Raw genomic sequence first — 16479 nt, 5'->3', positions numbered from 1 at the left:
CTGACCGTCCCGACCCCTCAGACGACCACGCTCCCGGCCGCCCCGCCACGCACACGTGCCCGCCGCCCCCGGCCAGGACCCCGAACACCCCGTCACATCTCCCCGCCCGGCCCTGGAGGGACCCCCCGGCCCCGGAGGAACCCGCCGCCGGCCCGGAAGACCGCGCCCCGGCCGCCCAGACGCACACGTACCCGCCGCCACTGTCCAGGACCCCGAACACCCCGGTCACACCTCACCGCCCCGGCCCGGAGAAGACCGCCGCCCGGCGCGCAGGGACCCGTCGTAGCAGGCCGGGGTCAGTCAGATCGTTCGCATCGCCGTGTGCACCGTGTGCGCGGCCAGGACGAACACGTCGGGGCGGCGGTGCACGCTCGCCTCGTCCTCGGGGTCGAGGAGCCGGTCCAGGGTGGCGCGGTCCTCGGCGTCCAGGGCGTCCGCGAGGGTCTCGCGGGTGCGGGACAGGGACGCGGCGACGTAGGCGCGGGCCCGGTCCGGGGCCGGGGCGGGCAGGTCGAGCAGGAAGCTGCGGGTGCGGGTGTGTTTCAGGCCCGCCGCCGCCAGTAGCCCCGGCCAGTACTCGGCCTCCGCGACATGGCCGGGCAGCTCGGCCCGCATCCGGGTGAACCAGTCCTCCTCCAGCACGTCGATCCGGGCCTGGAGCCCCGGCCGGCCGATGCCGATGTCCCGCGGCAGGAACCGGGCCGGCAGGCCGCCCTCCATGAGGGCCAGGGTGCCGCCGGGCGCCAGCCGCGCGGCGCACGCCGCGAGTGCGGCGCGCTGGTCACCGAGGTGATGCAGGCTGCGGCTCGCCCACAGCAGATCGGCCGGATAGTCCAACTCGTCGAGCACGTCGGGAAGTTCCCCGGCGAGCGTGCCGAAGCGGTCGGCGACCCCCTGCCGCTCGGCCCGGGCCCGGGCGCGTTCCAGCAGCGGTGCGGAGCTGTCCACCGCGACGACCCTGGCACCCGGGAACGTCTCGGCGAACAGGCACGAGACCACACCGGGCCCGCTGCCCGCGTCGACGATCAGCCCCGGCTCGGTCACCTCCTTCCCCAGCCAGGCCAGCGCCCGTTCGTACAGCGGGGTGAACAGCTCGGCCTGGCTCTCCAGCAGCGGGCCCATCTCGGCCCAGTCGACGTGGGTGTGATCGTGGTGGTGCGCCATGGGATCAGCCTCTCGCTCGGATGCGCCCAGCGTGCGCCGACGCACCGCGCGGAGGCCACCGCTGTTGCCGGTACCGCAAAAACGGCGTACCGCCGGGACCTGGCTCCGTGCGGGAGCAGGCCCCGGCGGGATCAGCCGGTCAGGACAGCGGCGGGTAGGCGTTCCTCATGAGCTCCTGGAACTGGGCGGAGAACCAGTGGCCCGACAGCGGGGCGTTCGGCAGGGCGCCGGACATGTGGTTGTTGTTGCGCGGGTTGCCGGTGTACGTCGGGTCGCACATCCGGTCGAAGCCCTTGCCCTCGTCGTTCGGGATCGCCGAGCTGGCGCCGTCGGACTCCCCCGGCGGCTTCATCCACACATAGGCGTCGATGCCGGTCGCCGGGTTGGCCTGCGGGCGCTCGCCGAGGCCGGCGCCGGACTGGTTGCACCAGTTGCCGGTGTTCAGGCGCCGGTCGATGCGGCCGCCGTCGACGTAGGTGTCCACGTCGGTCTTCGCGCCGGGACCGGTCGGCCGGGCGCTGCCGCCCCAGCCGTTGCGGGAGGTGTCGATGAGCATGCCGACGCCCGAGGGGAAGCCCTGGTTCACGGCCTCCTGGCGGAAGGCCTGGGCGTAGGACAGCTCGTCGACGTACCGGTTCCAGTCGACCCACTTCGACTCGCGCACGGACTTGCCGTTCACGGAGTCGTTGATGGTGAAGTACTGCTCCTTCAGGGCGCTGTAGTTGGCGGTGTTGGTGATGAAGCCGTGGACGTCGTTGACCGTGGCGCCCTCGGCGGTCGCCGCCTGCTTGATGAGCTGGACGCTCGGCGCGAAGTTGTCGTCCCAGCCGAGCCAGCCGTGGTGCCCGGCGTCCACGTAGTTGTAGACGTTCGGGACGTCACCGAGCTTGTTGAGCGCGTAGCCGACACCCTTGATGTAGTTGCCGTTGGCCTTCATCGTGTCGCAGTTGGGGGTGGCCGTGGCCCGCGGCGAGACGTTGGTGACGAGGTTGGGCAGGGAGTCGAGCTCGACCGTGGTGACGATCCGCAGCGAGGCGTACTTCGGGTCGGCCAGGATCGCCTTGATCGGGTCGATGTACTGCGTCTTGTACTTGTCGATCTCGTCGGGCTTCAGTTCGCCGTTGGAGGCGAGCGCGGCGCAGTCGCGGCCCGGCAGGTTGTAGATGACCAGCTGGACGACGAGTTCGCCGCTGCCCTTCTGCTTCAGGGCCTCGTCGAGGTGGGCCCGCAGCCCCATCTTGCCGTTCGCGCCGTTGATGGCGGCGGTCCGGTCGATCCAGACACCGGTGGGCTGGTTGGCGATCCGGCTGCCGCCCGGCTCGGCGGCGGCCAGCCGCGACCACTCCGGGTTCACGTACACCTTGGCGCCGGCGTACGGGTTGTCGACCCGGCTGCCGCCGGTCGGGGGCGGGTCGGTGGGGCCGCCGGGTCCACCGCTGCCGTCGTCGACGTTGCAGGTCACGCCGTCGAGGGTGAAGGTGGCGGGCACGGCGTTGCTCCCGCTGTAGCTGCCCTGGAAGCCGAAGCTGACCGAAGAGCCGGTCGCCAGGCTCCCGTTGTAGGACTCGTTGGCGGCGGTGACGGCGGTGCCGCTCTGGCTGAGCTTGGCGTTCCAGGCGTTGGTGACCTTCTGGTTGCCGCCGTAGGTCCACTTCAGCTGCCATGCCGACTTGGCGGCGCCGTTGTTGGTGACGGTCACCGCGGCGGTGAAGCCGGAGCCCCAGTCGTTCTGCACCTTGTAGTCGACGGTGCAGGGGATCGCGGCGGTGCCGGCGCCGCCCGGGTCGGCGGCGAGGGCCGTCCCGGAGGCACCGGCGGTCAGCGCCAGGGCGGCCAGAAGTGCGGTTCTGGTGCGGCTCATGAGTGGGGGTTTCCTCTTCCGTAGGGGGTCCGTCGTCCTTGCGGGGTGGAGCGCGTGCGACTGCCTCGGCACTGCGTGCGGGACAGGGCGGGACCACGGCTGCGGTGCGGGACGTGCCGGGTCCGGCCCGGGCAGGAGAGGTCACTGCGGACGGGGAGGTGCGACCGTGCGGGCGCGGATACCGGCGCCGTGGCGGCCGATGCGACCGCCGGGCCCGGGCGGGCGGCGGCGCCGGATAAAAGTACTGAACGCGGGGGGTGTCGCATGAGCGAGTCCTTGCAGTTCGAGCGCGCCGTGACACAGGCGCCGACTGGTGGAGTCGCTCCCACTGGTGGCATCGAAGCTAGCGCCAAGTGACGGTGAAGAACAGGGGAGTCACTGACTTTTGCTCAACTCGGCCCGTCGAATCTTTTCGACTCTTCGAACACCTTGACCCCCTTGACCCCCGTCCTCACTATGGGAGCGCTCCCACTGGTTCAAGCCTTGACTTCTCCGCCTTGACTCCCCAAGCCGCAAGGAGGAACCAGCACCATGCATCCCCCACCCAGGAGGCGCAGAGCCGTGCGGCGGTTGTGGACCGCCGCCCTCGCGGCTCTCGCGCTTCCGCTGACGATGCTCTCCACGGGATCGACTCCCGCGCAGGCGGCGGCGGTTCAGTGCAGTGTCGACTACAAGACGAACGACTGGGGCTCCGGCTTCACCGCGGACGTGACCCTCACCAACCGCGGCACGGACGTCATCGACGGCTGGACGCTGACCTACTCCTACACCGGCAACCAGAGGCTCCAGGGCACCGGCTGGAACGGTACCTGGTCGCAGTCCGGGCAGAACATCACCGTCAGGAACGCCGCGCACAACGCGCGGATCGCCGCGGGCGGTTCCGTCTCGGCGGGCGCGCAGTTCGCCTACAGCGGCACCAACACCGCCCCGGCCTCCTTCGCGATCAACGGCACTCCCTGCACCGGCGCGCACCAGCCGCCGGTCACCGTCCTCACCAGCCCCGCCGCCGGCGCCGTGTACACCCAGGGCGAGGCCGTCCCGCTGGCGGCCACCGCGGCGGCCGCGGACAACGCGTCCATCACCAAGGTGGAGTTCTACGACGACACCAAGCTGCTGGGCACCGACACCAGCGCGCCGTACTCGCTCTCGGTCTCCGACTTGACCGTGGGCAGTCATTCCCTGGTGGCGAAGGCGTACGACAGCCTGGGCGCCTCCGCCGACTCCACCCCGGTCGGCATCACCGTCGCCTCGGGCCCCCTGGTCGTCGCCTCGCCGACCCAGCTCGGCGTCCAGCAGGGCAAGACGGGCACGTACGAGGTGAAGCTGTCCAAGCAGCCGGCCGCGAACGTCACCGTCACGACCGCCCGCGCGAGCGGCAACTCGCAGCTCACCGTCACCGGCGGCGCCTCGCTCACCTTCACCCCGCAGAACTGGAACACCGCGCAGAAGGTGACCATCACCGCCGCCGCCTCCGGCACCGGCCCGGCCGTGTTCGAGTCGACGGCCCCGGGCCACGCCAAGGCGTCGGTCACCGTGACGCAGCTGGCGGCGACGAAGACGTACGACGCCCGCTTCCTGGAGCTGTACGGGAAGATCACCAACCCGGCGAACGGCTACTTCTCCCCCGAGGGCATCCCGTACCACTCGGTCGAGACGCTGATCGTCGAGGCGCCGGACCACGGTCACGAGACCACCTCCGAGGCGTACAGCTACCTGCTGTGGCTCCAGGCGGCCTACGGCCGGGTCACCGGCGACTGGTCGAAGTTCAACAACGCGTGGGAGACCATGGAGAAGTACATGATCCCCACCCACGCCGACCAGCCGACGAACTCCTTCTACAACGCCTCCAAGCCGGCGACCTACGCGCCCGAGCTGGACACCCCGGGCGAGTACCCGGCGAAGCTCGACTCCGGGGTCTCGGTCGGTTCCGACCCGATCGCGGGCGAGCTGAAGAGCGCGTACGGCACGGCCGACATCTACGGCATGCACTGGCTGCAGGACGTCGACAACGTCTACGGCTACGGCAACGAGCCCGGCAAGTGCGAGGCGGGCCCGACCGCCACCGGACCGTCGTACATCAACACCTTCCAGCGCGGCGCGCAGGAGTCGGTGTGGGAGACGGTGCCGCAGCCGACCTGCGACGCCTTCAAGTACGGCGGGAAGAACGGCTACCTGGACCTGTTCACCGGTGACGCCTCCTACGCCAAGCAGTGGAAGTTCACCAACGCCCCGGACGCCGACGCGCGTGCCGTGCAGGCCGCGTACTGGGCCGACAAGTGGGCCAAGGAGCAGGGCAAGGGCGGCGAGGTCTCCGGGACCGTCGCCAAGGCCGCGAAGATGGGCGACTACCTGCGCTACGCCATGTACGACAAGTACTTCAAGAAGATCGGCAACTGCGTGGGGGCCTCGTCCTGCCCGGCCGGCACCGGCAAGGACGCCTCGCACTACCTGCTCTCCTGGTACTACGCCTGGGGCGGCGCGACCGACACCTCGGCGGGCTGGTCCTGGCGCATCGGCTCCAGCCACGCGCACGGCGGCTACCAGAACCCGCTGGCGGCGTACGCGCTGAGCAGCTACGCCCCGCTGAAGCCGAAGTCGGCGACGGGCCAGGAGGACTGGGCCAAGTCCCTGGAGCGGCAGCTGGAGTTCTACCGCTGGCTCCAGTCCGACGAGGGCGCCATCGCCGGCGGCGCGACCAACAGCTGGCAGGGCCGCTACGCGACCCCGCCGGCCGGGAAGTCGACGTTCTACGGCATGTTCTACGACGAGAAGCCGGTGTACCACGACCCGCCGTCCAACCAGTGGTTCGGCTTCCAGGCCTGGTCCATGGAGCGGGTCGCCGAGTACTACCAGCAGACGGGCAGCGCGCAGGCCAAGGCGGTGCTCGACAAGTGGGTGAAGTGGGCGCTGTCCAAGACCACGGTCAACCCGGACGGCACCTTCCGCATCCCGTCGACGCTCGAGTGGTCGGGCCAGCCCGACACCTGGAACAAGGCGAACCCCGGTGCCAACAGCGGCCTGCACGTCACCGTCGCCGACTACACCAACGACGTCGGCGTGGCGGGCGCGTACGCCAGGACCCTGACGTACTACGCCGACCGCTCCGGTGACACGCAGGCCGCCGCCACGGCGAAGGCGCTGCTGGACGGCATGTGGAAGAACCACCAGGACGCGCTCGGCCTCGCCGTTGCGGAGACCCGCACCGACTACAGCCGCTTCGACGACCCGATTTCCATCCCGAGCGGCTGGACCGGCACCATGCCGAACGGCGACACGATCAACTCCTCGTCGACGTTCGACTCGATCCGCTCCTTCTACAAGAGCGACCCGGCCTGGTCGAAGATCGAGGCCTATCTGAAGGGTGGCGCCGCGCCCTCCTTCACGTACCACCGGTTCTGGGCGCAGGCGGACATCGCCCTCGCTCTCGGCTCGTACGCGGAGCTCCTCGAGTAAGCCCCGCTGACTCCGCGTGCACGGCCCCGTCACCGGACGCCGGGGCCACGGCCGGGCGGTCCCCACCCGCACGGGGGGCCGTCCGGCCTCGCGCGTTCCTGACCTCCTCCAGGAAGGACCCCACCGTGCGAAGAACTCCCCTCCTCACGGCCGTCTCGGCGCTGGCGGCCGGTGTGCTCGTGGCCGCCGCCCCGCTCGCGCCGGCCGCCGGGAAGCCGGCGGTGTCGATCGCCGCCGACACCTACAGCTGGAAGAACGCCCGGATCGACGGCGGCGGTTTCGTACCCGGCATCGTCTTCAACCGCAAGGAGAAGAACCTGGCGTACGCCCGCACCGACATCGGGGGCGCGTACCGCTGGCAGGAGTCGACGAAGAGCTGGACCCCGCTGCTGGACCACATCGGCTGGGACGACTGGGGGCACACCGGCGTGGTCAGCCTCGCCTCCGACTCCGTGGACCCGAACAGGGTGTACGCGGCGGTGGGCACGTACACCAACAGCTGGGACCCGAAGAACGGCGCGGTGCTGCGCTCCGTCGACCGGGGCGCGACCTGGAAGAAGGCCGACCTGCCCTTCAAGCTGGGCGGCAACATGCCCGGCCGCGGCATGGGCGAGCGCCTGGCGGTCGACCCGAACAAGAACAGCGTGCTGTACCTGGGCGCGCCGAGCGGCAAGGGCCTGTGGCGCTCGACGGACTCGGGTGCGACCTGGTCGCAGGTGGCGAACTTCCCCAACGCCGGGAACTACGCGCAGGACCCGAGCGACACCTCCGGCTACGCGTCCGACAACCAGGGCATCGTCTGGGTCACCTTCGACGAGTCGACCGGCACCTCGGGCAACGCCACGAAGACCGTCTACGTCGGGGTCGCCGACAAGGACAACGCGGTGTACCGCTCCACGGACGCGGGCGCGACCTGGCAGCGGCTGGCGGGCCAGCCGACCGGCTACCTGGCCCACAAGGGCGTCCTGGACGCCAAGAACGGTTACCTCTACCTCGCCTACAGCGACAAGGGCGGCCCGTACGACGGCGGCAAGGGCCAGTTGTGGCGGTACGCGACGGCCAGTGGCACCTGGAGGAACATCAGCCCGGTGGCGGAGGCCGACACCTCCTACGGCTTCAGCGGCCTGACGGTGGACCGGCAGAAGCCGGGCACGGTGATGGCGACGGCGTACAGCTCCTGGTGGCCGGACACGCAGCTCTTCCGCTCCACCGACAGCGGCGCCACCTGGACGAAGGCGTGGGACTACACCTCGTACCCCAGCCGCGAGAACCGCTACACCATGGACGTCTCGTCGTCCCCGTGGCTCACCTGGGGCGCGAACCCGTCACCGCCCGAACAGAGCCCGAAGCTGGGCTGGATGACGGAGGCGCTGGAGATCGACCCGTTCGACTCCGACCGGATGATGTACGGCACCGGCGCGACGATCTACGGCACCGAGAACCTCACGAACTGGGACGGCGGGAGCAAGTTCACCGTCAAGCCGATGGTGCGGGGCCTGGAGGAGACGGCGGTCAACGACCTGGCGTCGCCTCCGTCGGGCGCCCCGCTGCTCAGCGCGCTCGGCGACGTGGGCGGCTTCCGGCACACGGACCTGACGAAGGTGCCGTCGATGATGTTCACCCAGCCGAACTTCACCACGTCCACGAGCCTGGACTTCGCCGAGTCCGCCCCGGACACGGTGGTGCGGACCGGCAACCTCGACTCGGGCCCGCACATCGCGTTCTCCACGGACAACGGCGCCAACTGGTTCGCAGGGACCGACCCTTCGGGGGTGAGCGGCGGCGGGACGGTCGCGGCGGCGGCCGACGGCAGCCGGTTCGTGTGGAGCCCGGACGGCGCGGGCGTGCACCACACGACGGGCTTCGGGACCTCCTGGCAGCCTTCCAGCGGCATCCCGTCCGGTGCGATCGTCGAGTCCGACCGGGTCGACGCGAAGACCTTCTACGGCTTCAAGTCCGGGAAGTTCTACGTCAGCACGGACGGCGGCGCGACGTTCAAGGCGTCGGCGGCGACCGGGCTGCCCAGCGGTGACAGCGTGCGCTTCAAGGCGCTGCCGGGCGGCAAGGGCGACATCTGGCTGGCGGGCGGCGCGGCGGACGGCGCGTACGGTCTGTGGCACTCCACGGACGGCGGTGCGAGCTTCACCAAGCTGGCGAACGTCGAGCAGGCCGACACCATCGGCTTCGGCAAGGCGAAGGCCGGCGCCTCGTACCAGACGCTGTTCACCAGCGCGAAGATCGGTGGGGTGCGCGGCATCTTCCGCTCCACGGACAAGGGCGCCACCTGGACCCGCATCAACGACGACGCCCACCAGTGGGGCTGGACGGGCGCGGCGATCACGGGCGATCCGCGCGTGTACGGCCGGGTGTACGTCTCGACCAACGGCCGCGGCGTGATCTACGGCGACACCTCCGACACCGGCGGCGGCGACAACGGCGGCGGCACTCCCGCGCCGACCGGCTCGTGCGCGGTGACCTACAAGATCACCAACCAGTGGTCGGGCGGGTTCCAGGCCGACGTCCAGCTGAGCAACACCGGATCGAGCGCCTGGAACGGCTGGTCGCTGAGCTGGTCCTTCGCGGACGGGCAGAAGGTCTCCCAGCTGTGGAACGGTGAGTTCACCCAGTCGGGTGCGGCGGTCACGGTGAAGAACACCGGCTGGAACGCCACGGTGGCGGCGGGCTCGTCGGTGAGCTTCGGGTTCACGGGGAGCACGTCGGGGACGAACACGAAACCGGCCGCGTTCAAGCTGGGCGACCAGAACTGCACGGTGAACTGACCCACGGACGCGCGCCCTCAGGGGCGCGCGTCCTCCCTTCCAGATCACAGATGGATCACCACCCGTTCACACCCCTCACGCTTTCTTCACATCCGGAGTTAAGTTGAACTCCCGACGAAAGCCCAGGGGGACCCCTTGTCGTACCCGCCGTCTCCGCCCATGCCGCCCGCGCCCTTCCCTCCCGCGGCGCCGCCGGGGCCGAAGTGGGCCCGCAAACGCTTCGTGATCCCCGCGGCGGTGGCCCTCCTGCTGCTCGGCGTGGGGATCGGCTCCGCGGGCGGCGACGGCACCGACGGCCGGGCCGGGGCCCGGCCCACCGCCACCAAAACGGTCACCGCGCCTCCCAAGGCGGCGCTCTCCGACCAGGCGGACGCCGCGCCGACGCCCACGGTCACCGTCACCAAGACGGTGAAGCCGAAGCCGGCCAAGACGCGGGACACGAGCGAGGACGCGCCCTCCGGCAAGGCCGTGTTCAAGGTGTGGGGCAGCGCGCCCTCCGGCGTCGAGGTCACCTACGGCAGCGACGGCACCAACCTCCAGGGCAAGGGGCTGCCTCTGGAGAAGACCCTGACGGTCAAGGACGACGCCCTGTACTACCAGGTCACCGCCCAGCTCATGGGCGGCGGCGACATCCGCTGCTCCGTCACCATCGACGGCAGGACCAAGTCCGGGCGGGCCCAGGGCGGCTACAACATCTGCTCCGCGCAGCTCAACTCGGACTTCGGCGGAGGTTTCAGCTAGCCCTGCCGCCCGGGTCGCCGTACCGCTCCGCCAGTCGGGCGACTGCAGCCGGTGGCGGATCCTGTGGCCCCGGCGGTTTCCGGAACGCCCTGAGGGTGAACACCGGGTCGGGGCGGGGCCGGTCCTGGTCGGGCAGCGCGGCGAGGCGGGCGGCGAACAGGTCGGCCAGCGGGCCGTCCGGGGGCAGGGTCATGAACCAGCCGCGCCGGAGGTCGGCGATGGTGCGGCGCGGGCTGCGGCCCTGCCCGACGCCCCGGAAACGGGCCTGCCCGGCCGGGACCAGGCCGTGCGCGGCGGCGCAGGCCTCGACCGCGGACGCGGTGTCCGGGACCGGGCTCGGCGGCCGCTCGGCGAGGACGACATCGATGTCGCTGCCCACGTTGTGGGAGGGACCCTTGTCGACCGTGGTGACGTACACCCCGCCGGGCCGCAGCACCCGGGCGCACTCGCCGACGATGGTCCGCACGTTCTCGGCGCTGCCCGCCAGGTGCAGCAGCCAGACGCTGCTGACCGCGTCGAACACGGCGTCGCGGAACGGCAGGCACCGGCTGTCCCCTCGTACGACGGCGCCGGGCAGGCGGGCGGCGGCCCGACGGGTCATCGCGGGGGAAAGGTCGAGGCCCGTGACGCGCAGACCGGCACGTGCGGCGGCCAGGCGCCGCGTGACGATGCCGGTTCCGCAGGCGACGTCCAGCAGACCGCGCGCGTCCTGCGGGACGAGACTCAGTACCGCCTCGGCGGCGGCAGCCGCCCTGGGCTCGCCGCCGCGCGAGGCGTCGTAGCGCTCCGCTTCCTTGTCGTAGTCCAGCACGCGCCTCAGTGTGCCCCGTGTCCCGGGGCCAGGTCCTCCACCCTGCGGGCGAGCTCGAAGTCCTTCTCGGTGACGGCGCCGCCCGCGCTGTGCGTGTGCACGGACAGGGAGACGGTGTGGTAGCCGAGCGTGAGGTCGGAGTGGTGGTCGAGCTCCTCCTGCACCTGGGCGATGTGGACGACCATCGCGGTGGCCGCGAAGTGCGAGCCGAGCCGGTAGGAGCGGGTGAGCCGGTCCCCGTCGAGCGCCCAGCCCGGCAGCTCGGCCAGGCGGTCCTCGATCTCCTTGTGCGACAGCGGTTCGGCGGGCATGGGCTGCGCTCCTTCCGTCGGGCCGGCCGTGCGGGTCTCCTTCAGCCTGCCACAGCGGGACCGCGCGGGCCCTGGCCTGGACGGGTGCCTCCCCGGTGCGGCCGCCGGTCGGCTACCGTCCTGGCATGACCACGGCCACGTCCGGTGACGCCCCCACCGACCGGGGAGTGGGTCCGCTGCTGCGGGCCTGGCGACAGCAGCGGCGGATCAGCCAGCTGGAACTGGCGTTGCGCGCCGACTCCTCGGCTCGCCACATCAGTTTCGTCGAGACGGGCCGCGCCCGGCCCAGCGAGGAGATGGTGCTGCGCCTGGCCGAGCACCTGGACGTGCCGGTACGGGAGCGCAACGCGCTGCTGCTCGCGGCCGGTTACGCCCCGCGCTACCCGGAGACCCCGCTGGACGACCCGGCGCTGGACGCGCTGCGCGAGGGCGTCGAGCGGCTGATCCGGGGGTACGAGCCGTACCCGGCGCTGGTGTTCGACGCGACGTACCAGGTGGTGGCCGCCAACCGGGGCATCATGATGTTCCTGGAGGGGGTCCCCGAACACCTGCTCCAGCCGCCGCTCAACGCGATGCGGCTCACCCTGCATCCTGAGGGCATGGCACCGCGCATCCGTAACCTGCGGGCCTGGCGCGGGCATCTGCTGGAGCAGATGGAGCGGCAGATGGCGCTGCACCGCTCGGCACCGCTGCGGGAGCTGTACGAGGAGGTGGCGGCGTACCCGGTGCCGGACGACGCCTCGGGCGTGGCCGACGCGGACGAGCCGCCGTACCCGTGTATCGCGCTGCCGATGCGGATCGAGCACGAGGGCAGGACGCTGTCCTTCGTCTCCTCGGTCTCCACGTTCAACACGCCGATGGACGTGACCGTCGCCGAGCTGGCCATCGAGACGTTCGTCCCGGCCGACCCGGCTACGGTCAAGTACCTTCAGACGCTTGTTCCCTGACGGACTTTCAGCGCCGTGTGCTGCAGGGCGGCGAAGCCGGCCACGACCAGCGCCTGGAGCACGGTCCACACCGCGCCCGCCGTGCTCGGCGTGAGCCACAGCGCGAGCGCGACGAGGCTCAGCACGGACCAGGCGAGGTTGGCCTCGACGACCGCCCGGACGCCGGGCACCGGCGGAGCGTGCCGCGCGGCCAGCAGGCCGACCCCCGCCGCGTACAGCGCGAGGAAGGCCCCGAGGCCGAGCAGCAGCGCGCCGTCGACGTCGAACAGCCGCCCGAGGGGGCCGGAGAGGGCGAGGTAGGCGAGCGCGTTGGCGCCGGTCACCACCGCGTCCAGCGCCAGGAAGCGGCGCAGCATCGACTGCGGTTCACCGGTCCGGGCAAGCACGGCAAGCTGGGTCGCGGACATGACGCATCACCCTCCGTCGGGGTCGGGTCCTTGGCGTACGAGCGAACGGGCCGGGTCCCGGACCGGAGTGCGCCGGCCCGGAACCCGACGCGTCCACGATCCCGCCCGGGGGCGGACCGGGTCGATTACCCGCGGGGTAATGCCCCGGCGCGCTGCCGCGGCCCCGGGCCCAGGCCCTCCCTGCCCCGTCCGGCACGCGCATGCGCGGGGGGCAACGCGGTGCCCAGCCGTCTCGTACAGCCGCGCAGGGCTGGTTTCTTCGCTTCGGCCCCGTGAGACTGTCGGCGGGACATGACAGACTGATCGTAGGCTTCGGCGCGTTGGGGAGGCGTGGCGTGAGTGAGCGGCGGGCCGCGCCCACCGTGGGCCAGGTGGTGCTGGGAAAGCGGCTTCAGGAATTGCGGGAGGCGGCGGGGCTCGGGCGTGAGGAGGCCGCCCGGGTGCTGCGGGTCGCCCCGGCGACCGTGCGGCGGATGGAGACGGCCGAGGTCGCGCTGAAGATCCCGTACGTGCAGATCCTGCTGACCGCCTACGGGGTGCCCGACGAGGAGGTCGCCGCGTTCGTGGAGCTCACCGAGGAGGCGAACCGGCCCGGCTGGTGGCAGCGGTACCACGACGTGCTGCCCGACTGGTTCAGCCTGTACGTGAGCCTGGAGGGCGCCGCCCGGATCATCCGTTCCTACGAGCCGCACTTCGTGCCCGGCCTGCTGCAGACCGAGGCGTACGCGCGTGCCGTCATGCAGGCCGGGACCATCGGCACCGCGGGGCCCGAGACGGTCGAGCGGCATGTGGCGCTGCGCATGGAGCGGCAGCGGCTGCTGGAGCGGCGCAACCCGCCCCACCTGTGGGTGATCATCGACGAGACGGTGCTGCGCCGCCCGGTGAGCCCCGACGGCGCGGTGATGCGCGACCAGCTCGACAAGCTGCTGGAGTACGCGACGCGCGACCGGGTCACCCTCCAGATCGCCGAGTTCGACGACGGTCCGCACCCGGGGACGTACGCGCCGTTCTCGCTGTTCCGCTTCGCCGAGCCGGAGCTGCCCGACATGGTGTTCACCGAGTACCTGACCGGTGCCCTGTACCTGGACTCGCGCAAGGAGGTCTCCGCGCACCTGGAGGTCCTGGACCACATGACGGCCCGCGCGGCCTCCACCCAGCGCACGGAGAAGCTGCTGCGGGAGTACCGCGAGCGGTTCTGACCCGGGGGCGGCAACCTCGGCCGCACCGGTGGCGTCTTCCGGACGGCAGGTACGCCGCACCACCCGGCCCGCGAGATCAGGAGCAGACGCCCTATGACCGGATCCGACGCCGTGTCCCCCGGCATCGACACCAGCAGACCGCACCCGGCCCGGGTGTACGACTGGTGGCTGGGCGGCAAGGACAACTACCCGGTGGACGAGGAGCTGGCCCGCAAGATCCTCGCCGCGGACCCCACGGTGCTGCGCGGGGCGCGCGCCAACCGCCGGTTCATGCAGCGGGCCGTGCGCACCGTCGCCGAGGCCGGGACACGCCAGTTCCTGGACATCGGCACGGGCATCCCCACCGAGCCCAACCTGCACCAGGTGGCGCAGGGGGTCGCCCCGGAGGCGAAGGTCGTGTACGCCGACAACGACCCGATCGTGCTGCGGCACGCGGAGGCGCTGCTGCGCGGCACCCCCGAGGGCGCCACGGAGTACGTGCACGCCGACGTGCGGGACATCGACACCCTGCTGCGCCGGGCCGGTGAGGTGCTGGACCTGCGCGAGCCCGTCGCGCTGTCGCTGGTCGCGCTGACCCACTACCTGGACGACGACCCGGACGGCGACGACGTGTACGGGCTGCTGCGCGCGTACGTCGCCGCACTCGCCCCGGGCAGCCACCTGATCCTGTCCCAGGTCACCGCGGACCTGAACCCGCAGGCCGTGGGGAAGGCGGCCGAGCACTTCCGGCGCGGCGGCACCCCCTTCCACCCGCGGTCGCTGACCGAGTTCTCCCGCTTCTTCGACGGGCTGGAGCTGCTGGGTCCCGGAGTGATCCCCGTGCACGGGTGGCGTCCGGAGCCCGAGGACGTGGCGGCGCAGGCGGAGGGCATCGTGCCGGTGTACGCGGGGGTGGCCCGCAAGCCCTGAGCCCACCGCAAGCCCTGAGCCACGGCAAGTCCTCAGTCCACCGCAAGCCCTCAGTCCACCGCACGGCCGGGGCCCTGACCCGTACGGGCGCCGCCGACGGGTGCGCCGCGCCGCCCGCCCCTAGCGTCGAGGCGAGAGAGCGCGAGGAGGCCCGATGCCCGGATTCGAGGTGCTGTACCAGGCGGCCGCGCTGTGCCTGATGTACCCCGGCGAGGACTTCCGGGCCCGGCTGCCGCTGCTGCGGGAGGCCGCCCCGCAGCTGCGGGAGTTCCTCGACCACGCGGCCCTCACCCCGGAGCGGGAGCTGGCCGAGCACTACGTCCGCACCTTCGGCGAGGGCAACCGTCACCGGTTGCAGCTGAGTTGGTGGCACGTGGGTGACAACACCTGGCAGCGCGGCAGGGAACTGAACCGGTTCCACGAGCTGTACCGCGCCCACGGGCTCACGTTCAGCGACGACGAACCGGCCGACTTCCTGCCCGGCGTCCTGGAGTTCACGGCCCGCACCGGCGAGTTGGAGCTGCTCACCGGGTACCGCGACGCCCTGGACCAACTGCGGGACCGGCTTACCGAGTTGAGCACGCCGTACGCGTCGGTCCTCGGCGCCGTGTGCGCGACGCTGCCGGCCACCCGGGCAGGAGGCTAGGCGGCACCTCCCCTGGCGTCGCCCTCACCGCCCTTGTCTCCCCGGTCCCCCCTGCCGTCGCCGGCGGCCCTGTCCTCGTCGACGATCTCCGCGTCGACCACCCCCTCCTCGTCCTGCGGGGGCGAGGTGCGCTGCGGCCCGGTGTCATCAGGGGGCGTCTGCTGGGCCTGGGCGTACAGGGCCTGGCCCATCTTCTGGCTGACCGTGGCGAGTTTCTCGACGGCCGCGCGCAGCTCGGCGGTGTCGGCCTGCCGCTCCAGCTGCTGCTTCAGCTCGCCGACGGCCGACTCGACCTCCGCCCTGGTGTCCGCGGGGACCTTGTCGGCGTTGTCGCGGAGGAACTTCTCGGTCTGGTAGACGAGCTGCTCGCCCTGGTTGCGGGTCTCGGCGGCCTCCCGGCGCCTGCGGTCCTCCTCGGCGTACTGCTCGGCGTCCCGCATCATCCGGTCGATCTCGTCCTTCGGCAGCGCGGAGCCGCCGGTGACGGTCATCTTCTGCTCGCGGCCGGTGGCGAGGTCCTTCGCGGAGACGTGCATGATGCCGTTGGCGTCGATGTCGAACGCCACCTCGATCTGCGGCACCCCGCGCGGCGCGGGCGGCAGACCGGTGAGGTCGAAGACGCCGAGCTTCTTGTTGTACGCGGCGATCTCGCGTTCGCCCTGGTAGACCTGGATGCCGACCGAGGGCTGGTTGTCCTCCGCCGTGGTGAAGATCTCCGAGCGGCGGGTCGGGATCGTGGTGTTGCGCTCGATGAGCCTGGTCATGATGCCGCCCTTGGTCTCGATGCCCAGGGACAGCGGGGTGACGTCCAGCAGCAGGACGTCCTTGACGTCGCCGCGCAGCACGCCCGCCTGGAGGGCGGCGCCGACGGCCACGACCTCGTCGGGGTTGACGCCCTTGTGCGGGTCCTTGCCGGTGAGGTCGCGGACCAGCTCGGTGACCGCGGGCATCCGGGTCGAGCCGCCGACGAGGATGACGTGGTCGATCGCCGACAGCGGGATGCCTGCGTCCTTGACCGCCTGGTGGAAAGGTTTGGTGCAGCGCTCCAGCAGGTCGGCGGTGAGCTGCTGGAACTGGGCGCGGGTGAGCTTCTCGTCCAGGTGCAGCGGTCCCTCGGCGGAGGCCGTGATGTACGGCAGGTTGATCGACGTCTCCGTCGAGGACGACAGCTCGATCTTGGCCTTCTCGGCGGCCTCCCGCAGCCGCTGCACGGCCATCTTGTCCTTGCCGAGGTCGACGCCGTAGGTGTT

At 71.5% G+C, this 16479-nt stretch carries 13 protein-coding genes; 7 read left to right on the top strand and 6 right to left on the bottom strand.

The features are described 5' to 3' along the window. Window positions 1-300: 300 nt before the first annotated feature. Together AB0K80_RS12425 and AB0K80_RS12420 are read right to left on the bottom strand one after the other, a co-directional pair. A complete protein-coding gene (locus tag AB0K80_RS12425) occupies window positions 301-1164 on the bottom strand; it encodes a class I SAM-dependent methyltransferase (protein ID WP_365668618.1) in 864 nt (287 codons plus the stop codon). Window positions 1165-1303: 139 nt separating this feature from the next. Continuing rightward, the gene (locus AB0K80_RS12420) at window positions 1304-3025 is read right to left on the bottom strand and encodes a glycoside hydrolase family 6 protein (RefSeq protein ID WP_365668616.1); all 1722 of its coding nucleotides are present in this window, start codon (window positions 3023-3025) and stop codon (window positions 1304-1306) included. A 531-nt stretch (window positions 3026-3556) separates the two neighbouring features. Between AB0K80_RS12420 and AB0K80_RS12415 the strand changes: the two genes are divergently transcribed. The 3 genes from AB0K80_RS12415 to AB0K80_RS12405 all read left to right on the top strand — a co-directional run bounded on the left by AB0K80_RS12415 (window position 3557) and on the right by AB0K80_RS12405 (window position 9999). Then, window positions 3557-6478, top strand: coding sequence for a glycoside hydrolase family 48 protein (locus tag AB0K80_RS12415; RefSeq protein WP_365668614.1), 2922 nt, complete (start codon window positions 3557-3559; stop codon window positions 6476-6478). Between the two features lie 125 nt (window positions 6479-6603). Then, the gene (locus AB0K80_RS12410) at window positions 6604-9258 is read left to right on the top strand and encodes a cellulose binding domain-containing protein (RefSeq protein ID WP_365668612.1); all 2655 of its coding nucleotides are present in this window, start codon (window positions 6604-6606) and stop codon (window positions 9256-9258) included. Between the two features lie 159 nt (window positions 9259-9417). Further along, entirely contained in the window at window positions 9418-9999 is a 582-nt protein-coding gene (locus tag AB0K80_RS12405; protein WP_365668610.1) for a hypothetical protein, read from the top strand. On the opposite strand, the gene AB0K80_RS12400 is transcribed toward AB0K80_RS12405, so the two are convergent. Together AB0K80_RS12400 and AB0K80_RS12395 are read right to left on the bottom strand one after the other, a co-directional pair. After that, window positions 9992-10810, bottom strand: coding sequence for a class I SAM-dependent methyltransferase (locus tag AB0K80_RS12400; RefSeq protein WP_365668608.1), 819 nt, complete (start codon window positions 10808-10810; stop codon window positions 9992-9994). The genes AB0K80_RS12405 and AB0K80_RS12400 overlap by 8 nt on opposite strands. A gap of 5 nt (window positions 10811-10815) precedes the next feature. Beyond that, window positions 10816-11121 (bottom strand): 4a-hydroxytetrahydrobiopterin dehydratase, encoded by a 306-nt coding sequence (locus tag AB0K80_RS12395; protein ID WP_365668606.1) that lies wholly within the window; start codon window positions 11119-11121, stop codon window positions 10816-10818. Window positions 11122-11246: 125 nt separating this feature from the next. Between AB0K80_RS12395 and AB0K80_RS12390 the strand changes: the two genes are divergently transcribed. Further along, window positions 11247-12068: a helix-turn-helix transcriptional regulator gene (locus AB0K80_RS12390; RefSeq protein WP_365668605.1), complete on the top strand. Its 822-nt coding sequence runs from the start codon at window positions 11247-11249 to the stop codon at window positions 12066-12068. On the opposite strand, the gene AB0K80_RS12385 is transcribed toward AB0K80_RS12390, so the two are convergent. Continuing rightward, entirely contained in the window at window positions 12050-12475 is a 426-nt protein-coding gene (locus AB0K80_RS12385; RefSeq protein WP_365668603.1) for a hypothetical protein, read from the bottom strand. The genes AB0K80_RS12390 and AB0K80_RS12385 overlap by 19 nt on opposite strands. A 335-nt stretch (window positions 12476-12810) precedes the next feature. Between AB0K80_RS12385 and AB0K80_RS12380 the strand changes: the two genes are divergently transcribed. From AB0K80_RS12380 to AB0K80_RS12370, 3 genes are all read left to right on the top strand, one after another. Next, a complete protein-coding gene (locus AB0K80_RS12380; RefSeq protein WP_365668601.1) occupies window positions 12811-13674 on the top strand; it encodes a helix-turn-helix transcriptional regulator in 864 nt (287 codons plus the stop codon). Window positions 13675-13767: 93 nt separating this feature from the next. Next, on the top strand, window positions 13768-14583 hold the full coding sequence (locus AB0K80_RS12375) for an SAM-dependent methyltransferase (protein WP_365668599.1): 816 nt from the start codon (window positions 13768-13770) through the stop codon (window positions 14581-14583). A gap of 154 nt (window positions 14584-14737) precedes the next feature. Then, the gene (locus AB0K80_RS12370) at window positions 14738-15229 is read left to right on the top strand and encodes a molecular chaperone TorD family protein (RefSeq protein WP_365668597.1); all 492 of its coding nucleotides are present in this window, start codon (window positions 14738-14740) and stop codon (window positions 15227-15229) included. On the opposite strand, the gene AB0K80_RS12365 is transcribed toward AB0K80_RS12370, so the two are convergent. After that, a partial coding sequence (locus AB0K80_RS12365) for an Hsp70 family protein (protein ID WP_365668595.1) occupies window positions 15226-16479 on the bottom strand: 1254 nt, incomplete at its 5' end. The genes AB0K80_RS12370 and AB0K80_RS12365 overlap by 4 nt on opposite strands.

The organism is Streptomyces sp. NPDC052682 (genome assembly GCF_040678435.1).
Lineage (GTDB): Bacteria > Actinomycetota > Actinomycetes > Streptomycetales > Streptomycetaceae > Streptomyces.
This window is presented reverse-complemented; position numbering and strand designations above follow the sequence as displayed.